General features: G+C 63.5%; 23 protein-coding genes. 14 read left to right on the plus strand and 9 right to left on the minus strand.

Features of this window, described 5'->3' with window-relative positions; all coding sequences use genetic code 11:
• Positions 1-14: 14 nt before the first annotated feature.
• The 5 genes from HYN69_RS04750 to HYN69_RS04770 all read right to left on the minus strand — a co-directional run bounded on the left by HYN69_RS04750 (position 15) and on the right by HYN69_RS04770 (position 5,292).
• Entirely contained in the window at positions 15-485 is a 471-nt protein-coding gene (locus tag HYN69_RS04750; protein ID WP_108434736.1) for an RbsD/FucU family protein, read from the minus strand.
• A 94-nt stretch (positions 486-579) separates the two neighbouring features.
• Entirely contained in the window at positions 580-1,503 is a 924-nt protein-coding gene (locus HYN69_RS04755; RefSeq protein ID WP_108434737.1) for a carbohydrate ABC transporter permease, read from the minus strand.
• The gene (locus HYN69_RS04760; protein ID WP_108434738.1) at positions 1,500-2,603 is read right to left on the minus strand and encodes a carbohydrate ABC transporter permease; all 1,104 of its coding nucleotides are present in this window, start codon (positions 2,601-2,603) and stop codon (positions 1,500-1,502) included. The genes HYN69_RS04755 and HYN69_RS04760 overlap by 4 nt, the downstream gene beginning before the upstream one ends.
• Positions 2,604-2,650: 47 nt before the next feature.
• Positions 2,651-3,541 (minus strand): hypothetical protein, encoded by an 891-nt coding sequence (locus HYN69_RS04765; protein WP_108434739.1) that lies wholly within the window; start codon positions 3,539-3,541, stop codon positions 2,651-2,653.
• Positions 3,542-3,663: 122 nt separating this feature from the next.
• The gene (locus tag HYN69_RS04770; RefSeq protein WP_108434740.1) at positions 3,664-5,292 is read right to left on the minus strand and encodes an extracellular solute-binding protein; all 1,629 of its coding nucleotides are present in this window, start codon (positions 5,290-5,292) and stop codon (positions 3,664-3,666) included.
• A gap of 265 nt (positions 5,293-5,557) precedes the next feature.
• On the opposite strand from HYN69_RS04770, the gene HYN69_RS04775 reads away from it, so the two are divergent.
• The 14 genes from HYN69_RS04775 to HYN69_RS04840 all read left to right on the plus strand — a co-directional run bounded on the left by HYN69_RS04775 (position 5,558) and on the right by HYN69_RS04840 (position 19,581).
• A complete protein-coding gene (locus HYN69_RS04775) occupies positions 5,558-6,610 on the plus strand; it encodes an ABC transporter ATP-binding protein (RefSeq protein ID WP_108434741.1) in 1,053 nt (350 codons plus the stop codon).
• A 58-nt stretch (positions 6,611-6,668) separates the two neighbouring features.
• On the plus strand, positions 6,669-7,121 hold the full coding sequence (locus HYN69_RS04780; RefSeq protein ID WP_108434742.1) for an RbsD/FucU family protein: 453 nt from the start codon (positions 6,669-6,671) through the stop codon (positions 7,119-7,121).
• Between the two features lie 4 nt (positions 7,122-7,125).
• A complete protein-coding gene (locus HYN69_RS04785) occupies positions 7,126-8,055 on the plus strand; it encodes a ribokinase (protein ID WP_108434743.1) in 930 nt (309 codons plus the stop codon).
• Between the two features lie 166 nt (positions 8,056-8,221).
• Positions 8,222-8,908, plus strand: coding sequence for an HAD family hydrolase (locus HYN69_RS04790; protein WP_108434744.1), 687 nt, complete (start codon positions 8,222-8,224; stop codon positions 8,906-8,908).
• Positions 8,905-9,864: a sugar-binding transcriptional regulator gene (locus HYN69_RS04795; protein ID WP_216824656.1), complete on the plus strand. Its 960-nt coding sequence runs from the start codon at positions 8,905-8,907 to the stop codon at positions 9,862-9,864. The genes HYN69_RS04790 and HYN69_RS04795 overlap by 4 nt, the downstream gene beginning before the upstream one ends.
• A gap of 206 nt (positions 9,865-10,070) precedes the next feature.
• Positions 10,071-11,384 (plus strand): ABC transporter substrate-binding protein, encoded by a 1,314-nt coding sequence (locus tag HYN69_RS04800; RefSeq protein WP_108434746.1) that lies wholly within the window; start codon positions 10,071-10,073, stop codon positions 11,382-11,384.
• 204 nt (positions 11,385-11,588) lie between these two features.
• A complete protein-coding gene (locus HYN69_RS04805; protein WP_108434747.1) occupies positions 11,589-12,461 on the plus strand; it encodes a carbohydrate ABC transporter permease in 873 nt (290 codons plus the stop codon).
• A gap of 10 nt (positions 12,462-12,471) precedes the next feature.
• Positions 12,472-13,302 (plus strand): carbohydrate ABC transporter permease, encoded by an 831-nt coding sequence (locus HYN69_RS04810; protein WP_108434748.1) that lies wholly within the window; start codon positions 12,472-12,474, stop codon positions 13,300-13,302.
• Positions 13,303-13,309: 7 nt separating this feature from the next.
• The gene (locus HYN69_RS04815; RefSeq protein ID WP_108434749.1) at positions 13,310-14,308 is read left to right on the plus strand and encodes an ABC transporter ATP-binding protein; all 999 of its coding nucleotides are present in this window, start codon (positions 13,310-13,312) and stop codon (positions 14,306-14,308) included.
• Positions 14,305-15,075, plus strand: a complete 771-nt coding sequence (locus tag HYN69_RS04820) for an L-iditol 2-dehydrogenase (RefSeq protein ID WP_108434750.1) — start codon at positions 14,305-14,307, stop codon at positions 15,073-15,075. Before HYN69_RS04815 ends, HYN69_RS04820 begins: the two co-directional genes overlap by 4 nt.
• Positions 15,076-15,077: 2 nt before the next feature.
• Positions 15,078-15,863, plus strand: coding sequence for an L-iditol 2-dehydrogenase (locus HYN69_RS04825; protein ID WP_108434751.1), 786 nt, complete (start codon positions 15,078-15,080; stop codon positions 15,861-15,863).
• A gap of 10 nt (positions 15,864-15,873) precedes the next feature.
• Complete coding sequence (locus HYN69_RS04830; RefSeq protein WP_108434752.1) at positions 15,874-16,662, plus strand: SDR family NAD(P)-dependent oxidoreductase; 789 nt, start codon at positions 15,874-15,876, stop codon at positions 16,660-16,662.
• Positions 16,663-16,675: 13 nt separating this feature from the next.
• Complete coding sequence (locus tag HYN69_RS04835; protein ID WP_108434753.1) at positions 16,676-18,115, plus strand: mannitol dehydrogenase family protein; 1,440 nt, start codon at positions 16,676-16,678, stop codon at positions 18,113-18,115.
• Between the two features lie 92 nt (positions 18,116-18,207).
• The gene (locus HYN69_RS04840; RefSeq protein ID WP_108434754.1) at positions 18,208-19,581 is read left to right on the plus strand and encodes an amidase; all 1,374 of its coding nucleotides are present in this window, start codon (positions 18,208-18,210) and stop codon (positions 19,579-19,581) included.
• Between the two features lie 164 nt (positions 19,582-19,745).
• Here HYN69_RS04840 and HYN69_RS04845 read toward each other — a convergent pair whose 3' ends face one another.
• From HYN69_RS04845 to HYN69_RS04860, 4 genes are all read right to left on the minus strand, one after another.
• Positions 19,746-20,735 carry an aldo/keto reductase gene (locus HYN69_RS04845; RefSeq protein WP_108434755.1) on the minus strand — a complete coding sequence of 330 codons (990 nt, stop codon included), beginning with the start codon at positions 20,733-20,735 and terminating at the stop codon, positions 19,746-19,748.
• A 97-nt stretch (positions 20,736-20,832) separates the two neighbouring features.
• Positions 20,833-22,551 (minus strand): methionine--tRNA ligase, encoded by a 1,719-nt coding sequence (metG, locus tag HYN69_RS04850; protein WP_108434756.1) that lies wholly within the window; start codon positions 22,549-22,551, stop codon positions 20,833-20,835.
• 150 nt (positions 22,552-22,701) lie between these two features.
• Positions 22,702-23,241: a cytochrome b gene (locus HYN69_RS04855; RefSeq protein ID WP_108434757.1), complete on the minus strand. Its 540-nt coding sequence runs from the start codon at positions 23,239-23,241 to the stop codon at positions 22,702-22,704.
• Positions 23,242-23,257: 16 nt separating this feature from the next.
• On the minus strand, positions 23,258-23,815 hold the full coding sequence (locus HYN69_RS04860) for a YceI family protein (RefSeq protein WP_108434758.1): 558 nt from the start codon (positions 23,813-23,815) through the stop codon (positions 23,258-23,260).
• Between the last annotated feature and the right edge of the window lie 53 nt (positions 23,816-23,868).

The following is a 23,868-nucleotide window of genomic DNA, read 5'->3' on the forward strand; positions in this document are numbered from 1 at the left end:
CTTCGCAGAAGATTTTAGGCAGTGCGTTCCGACAGCGGCGGAAGGTCGATCACGCCCTTTTTCAGGATGAAGCAGCCGTAAGGGCCGCTGTCGGCGGTGCGGATAATGGCGAAGGCGCGTTTCGCCTCGGCGTAGAAGGCGAAGCGTTCGAGGGCGCGCATCGGGACGGGGCGGTCTTCAGCCGCGTCGATGGTTGCCTGCATGCGGGCAAAGACCGGCACTTGGGCGTAGGGGTCGCCTACCACCTGCATGCGTGCGACAGGGGCATCGACAAAAGTGTCGAGCGGCATCAGCGACAGGATCGCGGCGGTGGCGGTAGGGATGTCGCAGCCTGACATATCGACCAGTTTGCCGTAAGTGGTTTGCGCAGCGATGGTCGCGGCGGGGTGGTTCACGTCACAGATCACCAGATCGTCACCATGGCCCATCTGCATGAGGATATGGACGATTTCGGCAGACAGTCGCTGGTCGATGCCCTTTAGCATGAGGGTGTGTCCGGGTCCGCCGCCCAACGAATTTTCTGCGAAAATTCAGGGCCTGCGGTCAGTTTCGGAGCGCAGATTTTTCGCAGGAAAATCGTCATTTCACCGCACCTGCCGCCATGCCCTTGATGATGTAGCGTTCCAGCACGACGCCGATCACGATCAGCGGCAGGATCGCTGCGAAGGAGAGGGCGGCCATGCTCCACCACGAAATGCCTTGGCTGCCGGTCTGGCTTGCGACCATCACGGGAAGGGTGTTGGCGTAGGTCGAGGTCAGCAGGGCGGCAAAGAAGTATTCGTTCCATGTCAGCACCAGCGACAGGATGAAGGCCGCGACCATGCCGGGCAGGGCGATGGGCAGGATGATGGTGGCGAAGGCGCCCCAGATCGACAGGCCGTCGACAAGGGCGGCCTCTTCCAACTCGGTCGGGATAGAGCCGAACTGGTCGCGCATGATCCAGATGACGATCGGCAGCACCGAGAGGGTGTAGAGCAGGATCAGGCCCACGCGGGTGTCGAGCAGGGCCAATTCCTTGTAGAGGACGAGGAAGGGCAGGGCGAGCACCACGGGCGGCAGGATCAGTTGGCTCAGGAAGAAGAACGAGATGTCGGCGTTCTTCATCCACAGGAATTTGTAGCTGAAGCGCGACAGGCCATAGGCCGCAAGGCTGCCCAAGGCGACGGCAAGGGCCGAAGAGGTGAGCGAGATGATGGCCGAATTCCAGAACCGCTTCATGAATTCGGCGCGCACGGTGCTTTCCGCCCCGATGGTGTCGGGCGACAGGCCGAGGGATTTCCAGCCGATCCATTTCGGGGTGAAATCCACGAAGGGGATCAGGTTTCCCTTCATCACGTTGGGGGCCATCTTGAAGCTGGTGGTGATGGTCCAGTAGATCGGGAACAGACAAATTATGGCCCAGAGGATCAGCACGCCATAGATCGCGATGCGGCTGGTCCACCATTTCGCGCGGTGGTTCAGGTCGGTCGAGGTGTCGCGGAAGATCTGGGTGCTGGCGGTCATGTGCGGGGCCTTGCGAAACGGTCGGCGAGTTTCATCAGGATGGTCATCGCGATGATGATGACGACGAGGTAGACCATCGCAAGCAAGGTGCCGTAGCCCACGTTCGAGCGGTCACGGTATTCGCGGAAGATGAAGCTGGTGACGGTATCGGTCGCCCCGCCGGGGCCGCCGGAGGTGACGTTGATCACCACATCGGCCAGTTTCAGCTTGAAGATGATGCGGATCAGGATCGCGGTGATCGAGACAGGCAGCATCAGGGGGAAGGTGACCTCCCAGAAATTGCGCCAGCCGTTGGCGCCGTCGACCTTGGCCGCCTCGTTCAGCTCTTTCGGAATGGCCTGCAATCCGGCGAGGATCATGATCATCATGAAGGGGATGTAGGTCCAGGCGTCCATCGCCATGATCGTCAGGCGGGCGATTTCGGGGGTGCCGAAGAACGAGGGCGTGTCCCAGCCGAGGAAGCGACCAAGGCGGGCGAGGGGGCCGTAGCGGGCCTCGAGCATGGATTTGCCGATCATCCACGACACGGCGACGGGTGACAGCATCAGGGGCAAAAGGAAGGCCACGCGAAAGAATTTGCGGGCGCGGATTTCGGCGTTCAGCAGCAGGGCGAGGCCGAAGGCGATGGCATATTCGACGATGATCGCGGCGGTGTAGAGCACCATGTTCCACATGGCGTTCCAGTAGAACGGGTCGGCCCACATCTGGCGGATGTTATCGAACCCGTTGAACTGCCGCCCGTCGGGGCTGGAAAGGTTCCAGCTGGAAAACGCGATCAGAAGGCCGAACAGGAGCGGAAAGACGGTGAGCGAGACGACGAACAGGGCGGCGGGCAGCACGAAGAGGGTGCGCTTGCCCTGCTCGCCCCGGATCAGCACCTGCGCCCAGCACAGCGCCGTGGCCCAGAGGCAAAAGGCGTAGAGCGTGGGCCGCCACGTGGTGAAGCCCCAGTCGCCATGCCCCGTGGCCTGCAAGGTTTGCAGGGTGGCGGTCAGCGCCATGATGGCGGCTGACCCCCAGATGATGCCATGCCCGAACGCCTTGCGGCGCGGCGAGATGTCGTCGTTCGTGACGACGTGGAGGAGATCACCGTTGCTCATACTAGCATGTTAGCGGTGGGGTGGGGGTGTGGCAAGGGGTGGGGTGTTTACAGTTCTGGCGCGCTTCCTCCCAAGTTCGATTTAAAATCGTTCAGTTCGGCCTCAACTTTGCCTATTTCTTCTTCTTTTGCGGCGTTATTAATCGTCAACGACTTAACGTAAAGTTCCGTGTCGAACGCAAGCATCGAGAATGAACTTAGTGCGGGCGTATCGGCCATACCACCCTCACCAACTGTTATTATCGTACCGCATCCCTGTGTGAGCCAGTTGGCCGTGCCTTCTAAGTGCTTTAGGCTGTAAGGATCAATGCTAAACATGACATCGCCATTTCCTCCAAAGATTGGCTTACCCCATATACAGGCCTTGTTAGCTTTCAATTCATTGTTGGCAGTCCAAGAATAGTTGGCTTGGTTGGCAGTCCCAGCTCGACCGTAGCCGTTGATTTGATCGAGGGTTACAGTGCCAAACTTTTTGAACGTTTGCTCCCAAAACTCTTTACGCCCAATTGTTCTATCGTCTGCGGAAACTCTACGATTCATTCCATAGATGAGGCGACTCTCAGGGTCGGGCAGGAAAAACAGATAAAGTGCGTCTTCTACAGCGCCTTTGGTCGTAACATTAACCTTCATTACGTGATCGAATAGAGGAAAACTTACAGACACACGCTCTCTGCCCAAAGTTGCGTCATAATTCACTATCGGTTCACCGAAACCGAAGTTTCCGCCAGCGAAGCGCGGATCACTGCCGATGTGTTGCAAGGCTTCGTCAAGACTCATTCCAATTCGGAAGCCTAGAAAGTCTATCAGAGGCGTCGCCGCGAAGTCAGTAGCACCTTTTGAGATGCCGGACCATTCAATGGTACGAGATGTATTAACATCTGCGAAACTGACATCAGCAAGCGCCAAGAACGAACAAGACAGTATCAAACCTTTCATCATCACTCGTTACCCTTTCACGCTTAACGACAGACGAATAATTTACAACGAACTCCGGTTGTCAACAAAAAACCCGCCGCGATCTCTCGCGGCGGGTGCTTTCATCCTGCCCAGTCAGAACCGGATCACAGCCCCAGACTTGCCTTGTACAGCTTGATCTGGTTGTCGCGGCCGATTTCGTCGGTGATTTTCTCCCATGCGGCAGCGATGGCGTCTGCCGTTTCCTGGGCCGATTTGTACTGGCCCGAGTAGCCCTTGGCCAGTTCGTCCTCGGCGACCGAGTAGTACTGGAAGATGCCCGGGATACGCGGTTCGACGGCGGCGTTGGGGTGGTTGTAGCTGTCGGCGTTCGAGCCGAGGTAATCCTCGACGAAAGCGCGGTCGTAGCCTGCGGCTTCCCATTCGTCATACTGGAAGTGCGAGTTCCGGTAGGGCTGGAAGCCCGACGGATAGGCCGACATCCACAGCGACAGGTCTTTGCCGCCCAGATGGGCTGCGGCGGACCATGCGGCCTTGCGCTTTTTCTCGTCGCCCGAGACGCGGTTGGTGACATAGACGCCCCAGCCGAGGAAGGCCATGTTGGGCGCTTCGTTATAGGTCTCTTCCCAAGCGGCGGTCTGGCTGTTGTAAACCTTGTCCGAGCCGGGGTTGATGCCAAAGCCCACCACATCGCCCACGACCGAGGTGTCGGAGGTGCGGGCGTTCGAGCCGATGTCGCCCCACCACATCAGCATCGAACCGGTGCCGGCGAGGAATTGCGAGAAGCCGGTGGTGCCGGGGTCGGCGTTGATCTGGTCGGCGGGGTAGGCGTTGGCCGCGATCAGGTCCATCACGTCCTGGATCGCCTGCACGAAGGCAGGGTTGTTGACGCGGGGCTTCATGGTTTCGGGGTCGAACAGCCATGCCGGATCGTTCGGATGCTTGGCATAGGCGGCCGCGCGGTTTTCGAGGAAGTAGAAGCCGAAGCCGCCCCAGCCCTTGAGCGGGTCGAGGTAGCCCACGGCGGGCTGGCCGGTCAGCGGGTCGGTCTGGCCGATGACGGCCTTGGACACGGCGTTGATCTCTTGCCAGGTTTTCGGAACGGCAGCGCCGCCGATCGCGCCCTCGCCGAAGTAGTCGGTGCGGTAGGCGAAGGTGTGGCAGTCGCCGTCGATCGAGATGCGGTAGGTCTTGCCGTCCCAGGTGCCGACGGGGGCCTTAAGGTAGTTCACATAGTCGTCCATCTCGATCTGGGTTTTGACCCAGTCGGGCATTTCGTCCAAGAGGCCCTTGCTGGCGGTGTCGCCTTCGAGCGGGGCACCCATGGCGAGGATGTCGAAATCGACGGTGCCGGTGGCGATGCTTTGCTGCAGGCGCGGGTTGTAATCGGCCTGTGCGAGGTCGATCCAGTTGATTTTCGCGCCGGTATAGGTTTCCCAGCCCTTGAGCAGGCCGCGGAACAGGATGTTGTGCAGCCCGTTGTTGTTGATGCCGAAGAAGGTCAGCTCGACGCCGGCGAATTCACCCTCGGCCACGTTGGCCTTGGTGGCGCCGAGGGTCATTTCACCGACCTTCTGCCAATCGGCATCGGTGGGCGAGCCAGCGCCGACGCCCGGAATTTTCAGGATTTCGGCGCGGACATTGCCGTGGCTTTCGGCGAATGCCGGACGGGCCAGCGGGCCCATCGCGGTGACGGCGCCAAGTGCTGTGGCACCCTGCAGCATGCGGCGGCGGCTCATCTTCGAGCGCATCGCGTTGTAGAGATCGACTTTCACGGTAACGTCCTCCCCTTGTGCCGCGTGTTCCCCTTTGGGCGGCGGCTTATCCTTCGGTTGCTTTCGCGAGATGCCATGCGCCCCGTCGGGTCACGTCATGGTGCGAAGGGCCTCCCAACCCCGCGTCACGGCAGTCCTCGGGTGGAGCTTGGCAAGCGGTTCGTCCCCTGTCAAGAATTCTAACATGTTAGTATGATTAGTGCGTGGACAGGTCCGCCCGCCTTCGCTACCTAATCAGGGCTGGACGACCGGGAAGGGTGCGAGGATGGCCGAAGTCACGATCCGCGAGTTGAAGAAGACGTATGGCGGGCTACAGGTCATCCACGGATTGGATCTGGATATTCCGGATGGGGAATTCGTGGTGCTGGTCGGGCCTTCCGGCTGTGGCAAGTCCACCCTGCTGCGAATGATCGCTGGGCTGGAAGAGGTGTCGTCGGGGCGGATCAGCATCGGCGACCGGCTGGTGAACAACCTGCCGCCGTCGGAACGCGACATCGCGATGGTGTTCCAGAACTATGCGCTTTACCCGCACAAGACGGTGGCGGCCAATATGGGCTTTGCGCTGAAGATGCGCGGGATGGACAAGGCCGAGATCGACACGCGGGTGAAGCGGGCGGCCGAGGTGCTGGGGCTGACGCCCTATCTCGACCGCTATCCCCGCGCGCTTTCGGGCGGGCAGCGGCAGCGCGTGGCCATGGGGCGGGCCATTGTGCGTGATCCGCAGGTGTTCCTGTTCGACGAGCCTCTGTCGAACCTCGACGCCAAGTTGCGCGTGCAGATGCGGGCGGAAATCCGCGAGTTGCACCAGCGGTTGAAGACCACGACCGTCTACGTCACGCATGACCAGATCGAAGCCATGACCATGGCCGACAAGATCGTGGTGATGCAGGGCGGGCGGGTCGAACAGGTCGGTGCGCCGCTGGAACTGTATGACCGTCCGGCGAACACCTTTGTGGCGGCCTTCATCGGGTCGCCTTCGATGAACATGATCGCAGGCGTGGTGCAGGGCGGTGTGGTCAAGGCGGGCGGGGCGTCCTTGCCTTTGCCGAACGGCATGCAGGTGGCCGAAGGGCGCGAGGTGATCTACGGGATCCGGCCGGAAAATCTGGGGCTGGCGCAGGCGGGCTTGCAAGGCACGGTCGCGGTGGTCGAACCCACGGGGTCCGAGACGCATGTGGTGATCCGTATCGACGGGGGCGAATTGACGGCGGTGTTCCGCGACCGTGTCAGTCTGCGCCCCGGGGATGCGGTGACCTTGGCGCCGGTCGATGCGGCGGGGGTGCATCTGTTCGACAAGGCCAGCGGGATGCGGTTCTGACCGGCTTGACCGTTCCGGTGGGGCGCGGCAGGGTGCTGATGATTTCGGGGAGGAAGACATGCTGAAGGGTATCGACAACCGGCTGAACGCCGAGGTGTTGTCTTGTTTGCGGGCGATGGGGCACGGCGATGTGCTGATCCTGTGCGACACCAATTTTCCCGCCGACAGCGTGGCGCGGGACACGCAGCTTGGCTATCTGCTGCGGATGGAGAACCTGACGGCGGCCGAGGCGGCGAATGCGGTGCTGTCGGTCCTGCCTCTGGACACGTTCGTCGATGATTTCGCAGGGCGGATGGAGATCGTGGGCGATCCGGTCACGGTGCCGCCGGTGCAGGCCGAGGTGCAGGCCGAGATCGACGCCGCCGAAGGCAAGCCGCGCCCGATGATCGGGATCGAGCGCTTCGCGTTCTACGACATGGCGCGTCAGGCCTATGCCGTGATCCAGACTGGAGAGCGCCGGTTCTATGGCTGCTTCATGCTCCGCAAGGGCGTGATCCCGCCCGGGGAGTGAGGCCATGAACGTCAAACCAAAGATCGTCGTTCTGGGGATATTCGTGGCCGATACTGCCTATCGCGCCGAGCGTCAGCCACGGATGGGGGAAACCATCCTTGGCACGTCCTTTGTGCTGGGGCCGGGTGGGAAAGGGTCGAACCAGTCGGTTGCCGCCGCGATGGCGGGGGGGGATGTGACGATCATCTCGCGCCTTGGACGGGATGCTTTCGCCGATATCGCGCGGGCGACATGGGCGCGTGCGGGGGTTGTTCCTTCCGTCACGGAAGACCCCGACAGCTATACGGGGGCGGCCTATATCTTTATCGAGAACGCCACGGGCAACAATGCGATCATCGTCGCGGCGGGGGCTGCGGGGCGGATTTCGGTGGCGGATGTCGAAGAACGGGCAGCACTGATCGGCGGCGCTTCGGTGTTCATCACGCAGTTGGAGCAACCGATCCCTTCGGCCAAGCGCGCGCTTGAAATTGCGCGGGCGGGTGGGGCGAAGACGATCCTGAACCCCGCGCCTGCGGCGACTTTGGGCGACGATATCCTTGCGCTGTGCGATTATGTGACCCCCAACGAATCCGAGGCCGAGGGGCTGACCGGCCTGCCGGTGACGACCGTGGCCGAGGCGGAAAAGGCGGCGGATGCGCTGCTCGACCGTGGCGTGGGGGCGGTGATCATAACGCTGGGCGAAAAGGGCGCGCTTTACCGCGACCGCACGCGGTCGGTGCATGTGCCGGTGATCGGTGCGGGGCCGGTGGTCGAAACGACCGGCGCGGGCGATGCGTTCAATGGCGGTTTTGCGGTTGCCTTGGGCGAGGGGCGCGATGTGGTGGACGCCGTGCGCTTCGGCTGCGCCACGGCGGGCATCAGCGTGACCCGTGCGGGCACTGCGCCCGCGATGCCCTCGCGCGACGAGATCGAGGCGCTGCTCGCACGCTCCTGATTTCATGCTGGCATAAATATCCGCAGGGGGTTCGGGGGGCGGCAGCCCTCCGATCAGAATTTTCGCAGAAAATTCGTCCTTTCCGGCAGCCCCGAATTTTCTGCGAAAATTCCCGCCCTGCATCGGGCGTTGACACGGGGCCTGCCATGGCGTTCACCATCCAGCCATGACCGAGCCGCAACTTATCATATTCGACTGCGACGGCGTGCTGATCGACAGCGAGGTGATCAGCGCGCGGCAGTTGATCGCCGAGTTGAAAGGCCATGGCGTCGAGATGGACATGGCTTTCGTCAGCCGCCATTTCCTTGGCCGGTCCTACCCCGTGGTGCTGAAAGAGGTGCGCGACCGTTGGGGCGTGGCCTTGCCAGAGAGGTTCGAGGCCGATTACCGCGCGCGGCTGCTTGCGGCCTTTGAACGCGACTTGCGGCGGATGGAGGGTGTGGTCGAAACGATCGGCGCCTTGCGTCTGCCCTATTGCCTTGCCACGTCGTCCAGTCCGGAACGGATGCGGCGCAGTCTCGAGATTACCGACCTGACCGCGCTGTTCGAAGGGGTGGCCTTTACCGCTTCGGAAGTAGCGCGTGGCAAACCTGCGCCCGACCTGTTCCTGCATGCGGCGGCGAAAATGGGTGTGCCGCCTGCGGCTTGCGTGGTGATCGAGGATTCGCTGAACGGGGTGCGTGCGGGCTTGGCGGCGGGGATGCGGGTCTGGCGGTTCGTGGGGGGCAGCCACATGGCAGGTCTTGATCTGACGCCGCCGGCCGACGCCCTGCCGGAAGCGAGTTTCGACAGTTTCGCCGCGATGCGTGCCGCGCATCCGGCGGTGTTCCGCCCCGTCTTCGAGGTGTCGTGATGTCCTTGCCTGAAACCGAACCCAGCCAGTCGGATGATGCCGCCCGCGCGGGGTGGCTTTATTACGTGGCGGGCATGACGCAAGACCAGATCGCCCGCGAGTTGGGGGTCAGCCGCCAACGGGCGCAGCGGTTGGTCAGCCGCGCGATGGCGGAAGGGTTGATCCATGTGCGGCTGGAGCATCCGATTGCGGCCTGCCTTAAGCTGGAGCAGGCGCTGACCGAACGGTTTTCGTTGACGCGTTGCCGTGTTGCGCCCGCGCTGGGCGCGGGACATGATGCGGTACAGGGGATCGCGCCTGCCGCTGCGGCCGAGTTGGAGCGGTTCTTGCGAATGCCCGAGCCTTTGGTGATCGCGCTTGGCACAGGCCGCGCAATGCGGGGCATGGTCGATGCCATGGCGGCGCTCGAGGCGCCGCAGCATAGGCTGGTATCGCTGATCGGGAATATCGCGCCGGACGGGTCGGCTTCGTTTTTCGATGTCATCATGCGGATCGCAGACAAGGTGCGCGCGCCGCATTACCCGATGCCGGTGCCGGTGATTTCGGAAACGCCCGAGGAAAACGCGACGTTCCAGTCTTTGCGTCCCGTGCGGCAGGTGCGCGAACTGGCCAAGGCGGCGGATGTGACATTCGTCGGTGTCGGTCAGATGAGCGACGATGCCCCGCTTCTGGCCGACGGTTTCGTGCGGCCTGACGAGCTTTCCGAAATGCAGCGGCAGGGTGCGGTCGGCGAGGTTGCGGGCTGGGTCTTCGACCGCGAAGGTCGCTATCTGGAGCTTGGCACCAACAGCAGGGTCGGGGGCGTGCGAATCGTGGCGGGGCAAAGCCGTCCGGTCATCGGGGTGGCGGCGGGGCCGTCGAAGGCGCCTGCGATCCGGGCGGCGCTGGTTGCCCGTATCCTGAACGGGCTGGTCACCGACGAGGCGACCGCGCGGGCTGTTCTGGCGCAGGGCTAGGCCCGCACCGGATTTCGGTAAATACCTGACAGGCAAGGGGAACCGTCCGGCTTTGGCTTTCGTTCGCGCGATGCCCATGTTTTCGGCAGGGTTCGCGGCTGTCTGCCGAAGGGGGGTGCAAGTTTCGCTTGACGAAACAGGCCCTGATATGGGTAATTGCTCAATAGGCGATGAAATGCTCAGTCGCTTGTTAGGGAGGACTACCCATGAAAATGACTTACCGTGCCCTTTTGGGCGCGTCGGTCGCGGCTTGCCTTTCGGGCGCTGCAATGGCCGAGACGACGATCACCGTGGCGACCGTCAACAACGGCGACATGGTGCGTATGCAAGGCCTGATGGACGACTTTTACGCCAAGCACCCCGACATCAAGGTCGAGTGGGTGACGCTGGAAGAGAACATCCTGCGCCAGAACGTGACGACCGATATCGCGACCGGCGGTGGCCAGTATGACGTGATCACCATCGGCACCTACGAGGTTCCGATCTGGGGCAAGCAGGGCTGGCTGGAAAGCCTGAACGACCTGCCCGCCGATTATGACGTCGATGACCTGCTGCCCGCGATCCGCGGCGGCCTGACGGTCGACGGAAAGCTGTATGCTTCGCCCTTCTATGGTGAATCGTCCTTTGTGAACTATCGCAAGGATCTGGCCGAGAAGGCCGGGATCACCATTCCGGATGCGCCGACCTGGGACGACATCAAGGCCGCTGCTGCCGCGATGACCGACAAGGACGCGGGCATCTACGGCATCTGCCTGCGCGGCAAGGCGGGCTGGGGCGAGAACATGGCCTTCCTGACGACCATGGCCAACAGCTATGGCGCGCGCTGGTTCGACGAAAACTGGGTGCCCCAGTTCGACCAGCCGGAGTGGAAAGCTGTCATGACCGACTATGTCGACATGCTGACCAAATACGGCCCGCCCGGCGCTTCGAACAACGGTTACAACGAGAACCTGACGCTGTCGCTGCAGGGCAAATGCGCCATGCGGATGGACGCTACGGTTTCGGCCGGTTCGCTGACCGATCCGGCGCAGTCCGAGTTCGCCGACAAGGTGGGCTTTGCGCTGGCACCTGACGCAGGCCTTGGCAAGCGGGCCAACTGGCTTTGGGCTTGGTCGCTGGCCGTTCCGGCGTCGTCGGACGCCAAGGACGCTGCCAAGACCTTCATCAACTGGGCGACCAACAAGGACTACATCGCGCTCGTGGCTTCGAAAGAAGGCTGGCGCAATGCACCTCCGGGCACGCGCACGTCGCTTTATGCCAATCCGGAATATGCGGCGCTGCCGTTCGCCAAGATGACCATCGACTCGATCAACGCGGCTGACCCGACCAAACCGACCGTCAAGCCGGTGCCTTATGTCGGTGTGCAGTTCGTGGCGATCCCCGAGTTCGCTGGCCTTGCGACGAGCGTGGGTGAAATCTTCTCGGCAGCCCTGGCTGGCCAGAAGACCGTGGACGAGGCGCTTGCCGAAGCCCAGACGCTGGCCGTTTCGGAAATGACCGACGCCGGTTACATCAAGTAAGAACAGCTTCCGGGCCGTCGCTCACGGCCCGGGACACCCCGGCTTGCGGACCTGTGCTTTTGGTCCGCAAGCCCTTGCTTTCGATGACCGCGCTTTGATCGACCCTGTTGCAGACACCCGCTTTCACCCCCGTGCTGCAGCTTTTATCCGCGTCGTTCTGACGGCATCCTTTTCCGCGCCATCTGACCTCGGAGACCTAGTTCCATGTCCACACATTCCAGCCGGATCGCTGCCCGTATCATGGTGGCGCCCTCGGTCGCCTTGTTGCTGCTCTGGATGGTCGTGCCGCTGGTCATGACGCTTTACTATTCTTTCCGCCTGTATCGCCTGCTGTCGCCGGATCGCACGGGCTGGGCTGGCATGCGCAACTATACGTGGTTCTTCCAGTCGCCCGATTTCTGGCTGGCGATGGGGAACACCTTGGCGCTGGTCGGCGGAGTGTTGGTGATCACGGTGGTGCTGGGTACGCTGATCGCTTTGCTGATAGACCAGCCGGTCTGGGGGCAGGGGGTCTTGCGTATCCTTGTGATCGCGCCCTTTTTCGTGATGCCGCCAGTCGCCGCGTCGATTCTGGAAAACCTGTTCATGCATCCGCAGAACGGGCTTTTTGCCGCCGTGTCGATGGCGCTGGGATACGAGCCGATCCTCTATCTGCAGGATTATCCGATGTGGTCGGTGATTGCGATCGTGTCGTGGGAATGGCTGCCCTTTGCCACGCTGATCCTGCTGACCGCGCTGCAATCGCTGTCGTCGGAACAGATCGAGGCCGCCGAGATGGACGGGGCTTCGGCCTTTGGACGGTTCCGCTATATCATTCTGCCGCATATGATGCGGGCGATCACGGTTGTGATCCTGATCCAGACGATCTTTCTTTTGGGGATATTCGGGGAAATCTACACCACCACCCAAGGCGGGCCCGGATCGGCGTCGACGACGCTGCCTTACATGATCTTCAAGCAGGCGATCGTGGCCAAGGATATCGGTCGCGCCGCAGCGGGGGGGATCATCGCAGTCATCCTCGCCAATATTGTCGCGTTCTTCCTGATGCGCGGCATCGGCAAGCATCTTGACACGTAAGGGATAGACCATGGCTCGCGCGACATCGACCCGCCGTAAACTGCTGACCACGCTGGCAGCCTGGAGCGTGGCGCTGGTGATCTTTTTCCCCGTGCTGTGGATGATCTTGACCAGTTTCAAGACGGAAGTGTCTGCCGTTGCCACTCCGCCGGAATTGCTGGGGGCGGATTGGACGCTGGAGAATTATGCCGAGGTCTGGCAGCGGTCGGACTATCCGCGGTTCTTCTGGAATTCGGTGGTGATTTCCATCGGCTCGACGCTGCTGGGGTTGGCGATTGCCATTCCTGCGGCGTGGTCGATGGCTTTCGTGCCGGGGCGCAAGACCAAAGACCTTTTGATGTGGATGCTGTCGACCAAGATGATGCCTGCGGTCGGCGTGCTTATCCCGATGTATCTGCTGTTCCAGCGACTGGGGCTTTTCGACACCAAGATCGGGCTGGTGCTGGCCCTGATGCTGATGAACCTGCCGATCATCGTCTGGATGCTTTACACCTATTTCAAGGAAATCCCTGCCGAAATCCTTGAAGCGGCGCGGATGGACGGGGCGGGTTTGTGGAACGAGATCCTTTATGTGCTGACGCCGATGGCGCTGCCGGGGATCGCGTCGACCATGCTGCTTAACGTGATCCTTGCGTGGAACGAGGCGTTCTGGACCATCACGCTGACCACCACCAAGGCGGCGCCGCTTTCGGCATTCATTGCCAGTTTCTCGGCGCCGCAGGGGCTGTTTTACGCGAAACTGAGTGCGGCAAGCACGATGGCGATCGCGCCGATCCTGATTTTGGGCTGGTTCAGCCAGAAACAACTCGTCCGTGGCCTGACATTCGGCGCGGTGAAGTGAGGGCGACATGGGCAAGATAACACTGAAACAGGTAAACAAGTCGTTCGGCGAGGTCGCGGTCATTCCGGGGATCGATTTGGTGGTCGAGGATGGCGAGTTCGTGGTTTTCGTCGGGCCTTCGGGCTGCGGAAAATCCACCTTGCTGCGGCTGATCGCGGGGCTGGAGGATACCACGAGCGGGGTGATCGAGATCGACGGCAAGGATGCGACCGCCCTGCCGCCCGCCAAGCGGGGGTTGGCGATGGTGTTCCAGTCTTACGCTTTGTATCCGCATATGTCGGTCAAGAAGAACATCGGCTTTCCGCTGAAAATGGCGGGGATGGATGCGGTGGAAGCCGAGAAGCGCATTGCCAATGCGGCGCGTATCCTGAACCTGACGAGCTATCTTGATAGGCGCCCGGGCCAGTTGTCGGGCGGGCAGCGCCAACGTGTGGCGATTGGGCGGGCGATCGTGCGCGAGCCTGCGGCGTTCCTGTTCGACGAGCCTTTGTCGAACCTCGATGCGGCGTTGCGGGTGTCGATGCGGCAAGAGATCACTGAACTGCATCAGGCGCTGAAGACCACGATGATCTACGTGACGCATGATCAGGTGGAAGCCATGACCATGGCTGATAAGATCGTTGTGCTGAACGCGGGGCGGATCGAACAGGTGGGCAGCCCGTTGGAGTTGTATCATCGCCCCGCCAACACCTTTGTGGCTGGCTTTATCGGCAGCCCGAAGATGAACCTGATCGGCGGCGAGGAAGCCGAAAAGGTCGGCGTGGCGACCATCGGCATCAGGCCCGAACATATCGACGTGCGGGCGGACGGACCTTGGCAAGGGGTGGTGGGCTTGGCCGAACACCTCGGGTCGGACACGTTCCTGAAGGTCGAGGTCGAGGGGGTCGGCACATTGACCGTGCGGGCCACGGGCGAGGTGCGGTTGCGCCACGGCGACCGCGTGGGGCTGGCCCCGCAGATGGACAAAGTGCACCGCTTCGGTGCGGACGGAAAGGCGATTGCATGAGACTGGCAGGTAAGACGGCGCTGATCACGGGTGCCGCACGCGGCATCGGGTTCGAATTCGCGCGAGCCTATATCGCCGAGGGTGCGACGGTCACCTTGGCGGATATCAACGCGGGTGCGCTGGAGCGGGCGGTGGCCGAGTTGGGGCCGAAGGCCCATGCGGTGCAGATGGATGTGACATCGCAGGACAGCATTGATGCGGGGTTTGCGGCGGCCATTGGCAAGATGGGGCGCTTGGACATTCTTGTGAACAACGCGGCGCTGTTTTCGGCGGCTCCGATAGCCGAGATCAGCCGCGCCGATTACGACAAGCTGTTCGCCGTGAACGTGGCGGGCACGCTGTTCTGCCTGCAAGCGGCGGCACGGCATATGATCGCACGCGGCGAGGGCGGCAAGATCATCAACATGGCGTCGCAGGCGGGGCGGCGGGGTGAATCGCTGGTCGCGGTCTACTGCGCGACCAAGGCTGCGGTGATCTCGCTGACGCAAAGTGCGGGGCTGAACCTGATCAAGCATGGCATCAACGTGAACGCGATTGCGCCCGGTGTGGTGGACGGCGAGCATTGGGACGGGGTGGATGCGTTCTTTGCCAAATATGAGGGCAAGGCACCGGGCCAGAAGAAGCGCGAGGTCGGGGCGGCGGTGCCCTTTGGCCGGATGGGCACGGCGGCGGACCTGACGGGGATGGCGATTTTCCTTGCGACGGGCGAGGCGGATTACGTGGTGGCGCAGACCTTCGGCGTCGATGGCGGGAACTGGCTGGCCTGATCATGCAGAGGTTGGCGGGGCAGAGGTTGGCGGGGCAGCGGTTGGCGGGCAAGCGGGCCTTGGTGACGGGGGGCGCACGGGGCATCGGCCTTGCGATGGCGCGGGCCTTTCGGGCCGAGGGTGCGCGGGTCGTGGTGGCTGACCGGTCGGTCGCGGGCTTTGCCGAGGCAGGCGTGGCTGCGGTGGCGATGGATGTGTCGCATCAGGACGGGATCGATGCGGGGGTCGCGGCGGCGCTGGGCATCCTTAACGGGATCGATGTGCTGGTGAACAATGCGGGGGTCTATGATCTGGCCCCGATCGTCGATGTGACGCGGGAAAGTTACGACCGGCTGTTCGCGGTGAATGTGGCGGGCACGTTGTTCACGATGCAGGCGGTGGCGCGGGTGATGATCGCGCAAGGCTCTGGCGGGCGGATCATCAACCTTGCCAGTCAGGCGGGGCGGCGGGGTGAGCCTTTGGGTTCGGTCTATTGCGCGACCAAGGCTGCGGTGATCAGCCTGACGCAAAGTGCGGGCCTGAACCTGATCGGGCACGGCATCACCGTGAACGCAATCGCGCCCGGAGTGATCGAGAGCGACATGTGGGACCACGTGGACGCTTTGTTCGCCAAGGCCGAGGGGCTGGAGATCGGCGAAAAGAAGCGGCAGGTCGCGGCGGGCGTGCCCTTTGGCCGGTTCGGCACGGGCGACGAGGTGGCGGCCATGGCGGTTTTCCTCGCCTCGGACGCTGCGGCATATGTGGTGGGCCAGACCTACGGGGTCGATGGCGGCAACTGGATGGCATGAGGGAGCGGAAATGGATCTGGGATTGAAGGGCAAGGTGGCCGTGATCACCGGCGGGTCGGTCGGGATCGGGCTTGGCGTGGCCAAGGCCTTTGCCGCCGAGGGGGCCGATGTGGTGATCGCGGCGCGTGACGGGGCGCGGGCCGAGGAGGAAGCCGCAGGCATCCGCGCCGCGCATGGCGTGCGGGCGCTGGCGGTGGCTGCCGATGTGGCCACGGCTGCGGGCTGTGCCGCGCTGGTTTCGGCCGTGCAGGGCTTTGGCGGCTGCGACATTCTGGTGAACAATGCGGGCACCGGGTCGAACGAGACGATCCTCGAGGCCGATGACGACAAGTGGCTGGAGTATTGGAACCTGCATGTGATGGCCGCGGTGCGGCTGGCGCGCGGGTTGGTTCCGATGATGAAGACGCGTGGCGGCGGGGCGATCCTGAACAACGCCTCGATCTGCGCGGTACAGCCCCTGTGGTACGAGCCGATCTACAACGTGACCAAGGCGGCGTTGCTGATGCTGTCGAAGACCATGTCGACCGAGTTCATCAAGGACAATATCCGCGTGAACACGGTGAACCCCGGCCTGATTTTGACGCCCGACTGGGTCAAGACCGCCAAGCAGCTTTCCGCCCCCACGGGCGGCGACTGGGAGGGGTATCTGCAATCGGTGGCCGATGAACATGCGCCGATCAAGCGGTTCGGCACGGTCGAGGAACTGGCCGATTTCTTCGTTTTCCTCTGCTCGCCCCGTGCGAGCTATTGCACCGGCGCCACGTTCCACGTGGACGGCGGGATGCTCAAATCCGTCTGAAGGCCCAAAGACCATGACCCAACCTGTCGCCATGCCCGCCTATGACCGCACCAAGCTGAAACCCGGTATCGTGCATATCGGTCTGGGCAATTTCCACCGCGCCCATATGGCGGTTTACCTCGACGATCTGTTTGCCAAGGGGCTGGCGATGGACTGGGCCATACTGGGCGCGGGGGTGCGGGCAGGCGACGCGCGGATGCGCGAGGCGCTGATGGCGCAGGACTGTCTTTCGACGGTGATCGAGCTTGACCCTTCGGGCCATGTGGCGCGGCGGGTGGGGTCGATGGTCGGGTTCATCGAGGTGCAGCCTGACAATGCGGCGCTGATCGCGGCGATGGCCGATCCGGCGATACGGATCGTGTCGCTGACGGTGACGGAAGGCGGCTATTACGTCGATCCGGCAACGGGGGCTTTCGACCCCGCGCATCCCGATATCGTGGCGGACGGGGCGAACCCTTTGCGGCCTGCGACGGCCTTTGGTGCGATCCTTGCCGCGCTGCGCCTCCGGCGCGCGGCGGGCATGGTGCCGTTCACCGTAATGTCTTGCGACAACCTGCCCGGCAACGGGCATGTCACGCAGGCGGCGGTGGTCGGGCTGGCGCGGCTGTACGATGCGGCCTTTGCCGATTGGGTTCAGGCCAATGTGGCCTTCCCCAACGGCATGGTGGACCGGATCACCCCCGCGACCGGCCCGCGCGAACGGGCGATGGCGGCGAAGTTCGGGCTTGGCGACGATCCGGTGCCGGTGACCTGCGAGCCGTTCCGGCAATGGGTGCTGGAGGACAATTTTCCCGCAGGCCGTCCGCCGCTGGAGGCGGTGGGGGTGACGTTTACGCCCCATGTCCATGCCTTCGAGGCGATGAAGATCCGCATCCTGAACGGGGGCCATGCGATCATCGCCTATCCGGGCGGGCTGATGGGGATCGAATACGTGCACGAGGCGATGGCCGAACCGCTGATCGCGGGTTTCCTCGACAAGGTCGAGCGCGACGAGATCATTCCCATCGTGCCGCCGGTGCCGGGGACGGATCTGGGCGATTACTACACGCTGATCCGGTCGCGGTTTTCCAACCCCGAAGTGGCCGATACCGAGCGGCGGCTGTGTCTGGACGGGTCGAACCGGCAGCCGAAGTTCATCATCCCGTCGATTGCCGACTCTCTGGCGGCGGCGAAGGTGCCGCGGGGGTTGATCCTCGAGTCTGCGCTGTGGTGCCATTACTGTGCTGGCGTGGCCGATGACGGGTCGGTGATCGAACCGAACGATCCGAACTGGGACCGCTTGCAGGCGGTGGCGCGGGCTGCGGCGCAGGATCCGGCGGTGTGGCTGGGGATGGAGGATATCTATGGCGCGGTCGGGCGCGATGCGGCAGTGATCGCGTGCTTTGCAGGTTTCCTGCGCGATCTGGGTGCGCGGGGCACGCGGGCGGTGCTGGCCGATTACCTGCAGGGGTAACGGTTGCCTCGACGGCGCCCTGCGCCTAGCCTCGGGCCACCTTGGACGGGTGGCCCTTTGCATGTGCGTCACCCAAGGCGGGAGGGGTTCGCATGGGTTTGGCCGATCTGACAGCGGTCGAGGTGGCGGGACTGGTGGCGTCCCGGCAGGTCTCGGCGCGCGAGGTGGCCTTGGCCGCGCTAAAGCGGGTCGAGGCGGTGAATGGCCGGTTGAACGCCATCGTGGCGCGTTGTGACGACGAGGCGTTGGCTGCGGCGGATGCGGTGGATGCTGCCTTGGCGCGGGGCGGTGATGCCGGGCCGATGGCGGGGGTTCCGGTCACGGTCAAGGTCAACATCGACCAGAAGGGCCATGCGACGACGAACGGGCTGCGGCTGCAGGCGGGGCTGGTGGCCGAGAGCGACAGCCCGGTGGTGGCATCCTTGCGGCGGGCGGGGGCGGTGATCGTGGGGCGGACGAACACACCTGCGTTTTCGCTGCGCTGGTTTACCCGAAATTCACTGCACGGGGCCACGCTGAACCCGCGCGCGGCGGGGATCACTCCGGGCGGGTCGTCGGGCGGGGCGGGGGCGGCGGTGGCGTCGGGCATGGGGGCCTTGGCGCATGGCACCGATATCGCGGGGTCGATCCGCTATCCGGCCTATGCCTGCGGGGTGCATGGATTGCGGCCTTCTCTGGGGCGGGTGCCTGCTTATAACGCCACGGCGCCGGACCGGCTGATCGGCGGGCAGGTGATGGCGGTTTCAGGGCCGCTGGCCCGGTCGGTGGCGGATTTGCGGCTGGGGTTGCAGGTCATGTCGGCGCACGACCCGCGCGACCCTTGGGCGATTGCCGCCCCGCTGGAAGGGCCGCCCGTGGCACGGAAAGTGGCGCTTTGCGTGGCGCCGGACGGGATGGCTGTGCACCCTGCGGTGCGGGCGGCGCTGCTGGCGGCGGCGGGGCGGCTGGTCGAGGCGGGCTACGTGGTGGAAGAGCCGGTGACGCCGCCGTGGCGCGAGGCATGGGAGGTGCAGCTGCGGCTCTGGATGGCCGATATGCGCCACGGCTCGGCTGAGGCCGTAATGCGCGAGGGCGATCCCGATGCGGTGTTCGTCTATGGCTGTCTGGACCGTATCGTGCCGCCGCTGACGGTGGGCGGGGTGATGGAGGCCTTGCAGGCGCGGGCACGGCTGGTGCGGTTGTGGAGATGTTTTCTGGCGGAATGGCCCTTGGTGCTGTGCCCCGTGTCGGGCGAGCCGCCCTTTGCGGACCAGTTGGACGTGCGGTCAGAGGCGGATTTCGCGCGGGTGCTGGACGCGCAACTGCCGCAGATCGCACCACCGCTGATGGCCTTGCCGGGGTTGGTTGTGACGACCGACCTGACGGGTGCAGCGCCCATGGGGGTGCAACTGCTGGCCGATTGGCATCGCGAGGATGTGCTATTGGCGGCCGGCGAGGTTTTGGCGGGCGTGGTGCCTGTCGCCTGACGTCTTGCCTGCCTTGGCCTTGGAGAGGGCTGTCTGCCCTCTCCAAACCTCACCCGAGGATATTTGGGCCAGCATGAAAGCAGCTAGCTTTTTGCCTTTTCACACTCGCCCAAATATCCTCGGGGGGTGAGGCGAAGCCGAGGGGGGCGGAAAGCCCCCCTGCCTTACCAGCGCTGGTGGACGTGGGGGGCGATCAGGCGGTCATAGACATCGCGGGCTGCGGCCATGGTGGCGGCGGGCAGGGGGGCGAGGGCGTCGGCGGCGGCGTTGGCGGTGGATTGTGCGGGCGTGCGGGCGCCGGGGATGACCACGGTGACGGCATCCTGCATCAGGATCCAGCGCAGGGCGAACTGGGCCATCGTGGCGCCCTGGGGGACGAGGGCACGCAGGTCTTCGACCGCTTGCAGCGCCACGTCATAGGGCACGCCCGAGAAGGTTTCGCCCATGTCGAACGCCTCGCCATTGCGGTTGAAGGCGCGGTGATCGTCGGCGGCGAATTGGCTTTCGGCGGTCAGCTTGCCCGTCAGCATGCCTGACGCAAGGGGGACGCGGGCGATGATGGCGACGCCGCGGGCCTTTGCCTCGCGGAAAAACAGGGTTTCGGGGCGCTGGCGGAAGATGTTGTAGATGATCTGGACCGAGGCGCAGCCGAGGTATTCGATGGCTTTGAGCGCTTCTTCCACCTTTTCGACCGAGACGCCCCATTGTGCGATCTTGCCCTTTTGTTTCAGGGCTTCCAGCCCGTCGAAGAGCGCGGGGTGGTAATAGGTTTCGGTCGGCGGGCAGTGGAGTTGCACGAGGTCGAGGCAATCTATGCCGAGGTTGGTCAGGCTGCGGTCGATGAAGGCTTCGATATTGGCGGGGGTGTAGCCTGCGGCCACATGCGGGGTCAGGCGGCGGCCCGCCTTGGTGGCGACGAAGGGTTTGTCTTGCCGCGTTTTCAGCACATCGCGGATGATGCGTTCGGACCGGCCATCGCCGTAGACATCGGCGGTGTCGATGAAGGTCATGCCTGCGTCGAGGGCGGCTTCCAGCGTGGCGCGTGCGTCGGCTTCCGACACGTCGCCCCAGCTTCCGCCGATGGCCCATGCGCCAAAGCCGATGCGGGTGGTGGTGCGGCCGGTCTTGCCGAAGGGGGTGGTGGAAAGGGTCATGGTGCTGTTCCTGTGGCTGGCGGGGAGGGGGGCTTTCCGCCCCCAACGGGTCGCAGGCGACCCTCCCCCCGAGGATATTTTCAGGCAGAAAATGCGGTCAGGTGCGGATGCCCGAGAAGCGGCTTTGCCAGTCGGCGCGTTCTTCGTCGGTGATCTTGCGGAACAGGTTTTCAGGGACCGAGAAGGTGGCACCTGCGGACAGGGCACGCATGGCTTCGGGCACGTCTGTCGGCCATGACCAGTCGGTCGAGCCCATGGCCTGCATCATCGTAGCCGAGGCGTCGGGTATGAAGGGCTGCGAGAGGATCGCGTAGACGCGGATCAGGTTCAGCGCGAGGCGGATCTGCGCCTGTGCCTGTTCGGGGTCGGTCTTGACCACGCTCCACGGGGCGGCGGATTGCAGGTATTCGTTGCCGATGACCCAGATCGCGCGGAGTTCGGCGGCGGCCTTGCGGACTTCCATCTGCTCCATCAGCGCCTCATACTCGCGGATACGTGCGCCGAGGTCGGCGATGAGGGCGGTTTCCTGCGGACCGAAGGTGCCACCTGCCGGGATGGTCGTGCCGAATTTCGAGGTGGCGAATTTGGTAACGCGGGAGACGAGGTTGCCGAGAACATCGGCGAGATCCTTGTTCACCGAGCCTTGGAAGTTTTCCCATGTAAATTCGCTGTCCGAGGATTCGGGGGCGTGGGACAGCAGCCACCAGCGCCAGTAGTCGGCGGGCAGGATCGAGAGCGCCTGATCCATGAACACGCCGCGGCCCTGGCTGGTCGAGAACTGGCCGCCATCGTAGTTCAGGTAGTTGAAGGATTTGAGGTAATCGACCAGCTTCCAAGGCTCGCCCGAGCCGAGGATGGTGGCGGGGAACGAGAGGGTGTGGAAGGGCACGTTGTCCTTGCCCATGAACTGGTAATAGGTCACATCCGCCGCGCCCTTGTCGGTGCGCCACCAACGTTCCCATGCCGCATCGGGCTGGCCATTGGCATCGGCCCATTCGGCGGTGCCTGCGATATATTCGATTGGGGCATCGAACCAGACGTAGAATACCTTGCCCTCCATTCCCGGCCAAGGTTCGTCGCCCTTTTTCACCGGGATGCCCCAGTAGAGGTCACGGGTGATGCCGCGGTCTTGCAACCCGTCACCGTCATTGAGCCACTTTTTGGCGATCGAGGTGGTGAGGATCGGCCAGTCGGTTTTGGAGTCGATCCATGCTTCCAACTTGTCGCGCAGGCTGCGCTGGCGCAGGAAGAGATGCTTGGTTTCACGCACTTCGAGGTTGGTCGAGCCCGAGATCGACGAGCGCGGGTTGATCAGGTCGGTCGGGTCGAGCTGCTTGGTGCATTCCTCGCACTGGTCGCCGCGCGCGCTGGTATTGCCGCAGTTGGGGCAGGTGCCGGTGATGTAGCGGTCGGGCAGGAAGCGGTTGTCGTCGATGGAAAAGACCTGCTTTTCAAGCACTTCCTCGATCAGGCCGTTTTGGGCCAGTTTGCCCGCGAAATGTTGGGTCAGGCGGTGGTTGCGCTGCGATGACGAGCGGCCGAAATGGTCGAAGGACAGGCGGAAGCCTGCGGCGAGGTCTTTTTGCACCTGATGCATCTCGGCGCAGTAGTCTTCGACCGGCTTGCCGGCCTTGGCGGCGGCGAGTTCGGCGGGGGTGCCGTGTTCGTCGGTGGCACAGATGAACATCACCTCGTGGCCGCGGGCGCGCATGAAGCGGGCGAAGAGGTCGGCGGGCAACTGGCTGCCGACAAGGTTGCCGAGGTGCTTGATCCCGTTGATGTAGGGGATGGCGGAAGTGATCAGAATTCGTGCCATGGCAGCGCCTTTCGTCCGGTCCGGCGCGGGTTCTAGCGCGGGGCGCGCGCAAGGGCCAGAGGATAGGGGCGCTGCGGGCGGTTTGCAGGCGGAATTTTTGTAAAATTCCGGTGCGTTTTCTGTGTCAGAAAACGCTTTCCCGATGGCGGGTCAGGGGCGGCCTTTGATCATGCGGGTCAGGGTGCCGTCGCCGTCCATCTCGCGCTTCAGGGCTGCGCCGATGTGGAGTGCAAGGAGAGCCATCAGCAGTTTGGTGGCGACGGCGTGGATTGCGAAGCCCGTGGTTTCCCATGTTTCCGAAACCGGCGCGATGGGCGGGACGACGAAGCGATCAAAGAGCATCACGTCGATGCCGGTGGCGCTGCTGGCGACCCAGCCGGAAAGCGGGATCAGGATCATCAGCGCGTAGATGGTCCAATGCACCGCCCTTGCTGCCCGGGCCTGCCAGCCGCCACCTTGCGGGGCGGGCGGGGGCGAGGCGAGGTGCCAGAGGATGCGGATGGCCATGAGGGCGAAAACGGTCAGGCCGAGCGATTTGTGCAGGGAATAGAGCCAGAGGTTGGCAAGACCGGGTTGCAGGTCGGCGATGCGGAAACCGAGCGAGAGTTGCACGACGATCAAACCCGCGACCGACCAGTGCAGGGCGCGGGTCACAAGGCCGAAGCGGTCGGGGGTGTTGCGGTACAGCATGCGGCCTGTCCCCTGTTCAGTCGGCCCGGGCGATGCGGGCGGTGATCTTCAGGCGAACCTCGTCTCCGACCATGTCGGCCCAGCCTGTGGCGCCATAGTCGGAGCGGTTGACCGTTCCGGTCAAGAGGATGGTGAGGCGCGAAAGATCGCCTGCGTCGTGGCCCTGCTGGCGAAAGATGCTGGCGGCGAGCGTTACGGGGCGGGTGACGCCGCGGATGGTCAGCGCGCCGTCGACCGAGGCGCCATCGCCCGCGCGGCTGACCACGCTGGAGCGGAATGTCATTTCGGGAAATTGTGCGGAATCAAGGACTTTTGGGCCCTTCATCGCCTGTGCGGCAAAAGGGAAAGAGGCGTTGGCGTTGCTGACATCGAGCGCTACGTCAATCACGCTGTTGGCGACCTGCTCGAAATCGAGCACCAGATGGGCGGATTTGACCGGCATTGCGCCGGTGATGTGGTCGGGCCCGAAATCGGTCTCGAATCCGACGGTCGACTGGTCGGCCTGGAGATCGTAGGGCACCGGGGCGGCCTGAGCTGGCAGGGCGAGCAGGATCAGGATGGCGGCGAGACGCATGGCTTCACTTTCCTTGGGATTTCGAAAGTGTAGCACGGCGCAGGGGCTTTGGT

This window comes from Gemmobacter aquarius (genome assembly GCF_003060865.1).
Taxonomy (GTDB): domain Bacteria; phylum Pseudomonadota; class Alphaproteobacteria; order Rhodobacterales; family Rhodobacteraceae; genus Paragemmobacter; species Paragemmobacter aquarius.

Coding starts and splice junctions, on each gene's coding strand:
- HYN69_RS04750 (WP_108434736.1), bottom strand. CDS start 485: ATGCTAAAGGGCATCGACCAGCGACTGTCTGCCGAAATCGTCCATATC.
- HYN69_RS04755 (WP_108434737.1), bottom strand. CDS start 1,503: ATGACCGCCAGCACCCAGATCTTCCGCGACACCTCGACCGACCTGAAC.
- HYN69_RS04760 (WP_108434738.1), bottom strand. CDS start 2,603: ATGAGCAACGGTGATCTCCTCCACGTCGTCACGAACGACGACATCTCG.
- HYN69_RS04765 (WP_108434739.1), bottom strand. CDS start 3,541: ATGATGAAAGGTTTGATACTGTCTTGTTCGTTCTTGGCGCTTGCTGAT.
- HYN69_RS04775 (WP_108434741.1), top strand. CDS start 5,558: ATGGCCGAAGTCACGATCCGCGAGTTGAAGAAGACGTATGGCGGGCTA.
- HYN69_RS04780 (WP_108434742.1), top strand. CDS start 6,669: ATGCTGAAGGGTATCGACAACCGGCTGAACGCCGAGGTGTTGTCTTGT.
- HYN69_RS04785 (WP_108434743.1), top strand. CDS start 7,126: ATGAACGTCAAACCAAAGATCGTCGTTCTGGGGATATTCGTGGCCGAT.
- HYN69_RS04790 (WP_108434744.1), top strand. CDS start 8,222: ATGACCGAGCCGCAACTTATCATATTCGACTGCGACGGCGTGCTGATC.
- HYN69_RS04800 (WP_108434746.1), top strand. CDS start 10,071: ATGAAAATGACTTACCGTGCCCTTTTGGGCGCGTCGGTCGCGGCTTGC.
- HYN69_RS04805 (WP_108434747.1), top strand. CDS start 11,589: ATGTCCACACATTCCAGCCGGATCGCTGCCCGTATCATGGTGGCGCCC.
- HYN69_RS04810 (WP_108434748.1), top strand. CDS start 12,472: ATGGCTCGCGCGACATCGACCCGCCGTAAACTGCTGACCACGCTGGCA.
- HYN69_RS04815 (WP_108434749.1), top strand. CDS start 13,310: ATGGGCAAGATAACACTGAAACAGGTAAACAAGTCGTTCGGCGAGGTC.
- HYN69_RS04820 (WP_108434750.1), top strand. CDS start 14,305: ATGAGACTGGCAGGTAAGACGGCGCTGATCACGGGTGCCGCACGCGGC.
- HYN69_RS04825 (WP_108434751.1), top strand. CDS start 15,078: ATGCAGAGGTTGGCGGGGCAGAGGTTGGCGGGGCAGCGGTTGGCGGGC.
- HYN69_RS04830 (WP_108434752.1), top strand. CDS start 15,874: ATGGATCTGGGATTGAAGGGCAAGGTGGCCGTGATCACCGGCGGGTCG.
- HYN69_RS04835 (WP_108434753.1), top strand. CDS start 16,676: ATGACCCAACCTGTCGCCATGCCCGCCTATGACCGCACCAAGCTGAAA.
- HYN69_RS04840 (WP_108434754.1), top strand. CDS start 18,208: ATGGGTTTGGCCGATCTGACAGCGGTCGAGGTGGCGGGACTGGTGGCG.
- HYN69_RS04845 (WP_108434755.1), bottom strand. CDS start 20,735: ATGACCCTTTCCACCACCCCCTTCGGCAAGACCGGCCGCACCACCACC.
- metG (WP_108434756.1), bottom strand. CDS start 22,551: ATGGCACGAATTCTGATCACTTCCGCCATCCCCTACATCAACGGGATC.
- HYN69_RS04855 (WP_108434757.1), bottom strand. CDS start 23,241: ATGCTGTACCGCAACACCCCCGACCGCTTCGGCCTTGTGACCCGCGCC.
- HYN69_RS04860 (WP_108434758.1), bottom strand. CDS start 23,815: ATGCGTCTCGCCGCCATCCTGATCCTGCTCGCCCTGCCAGCTCAGGCC.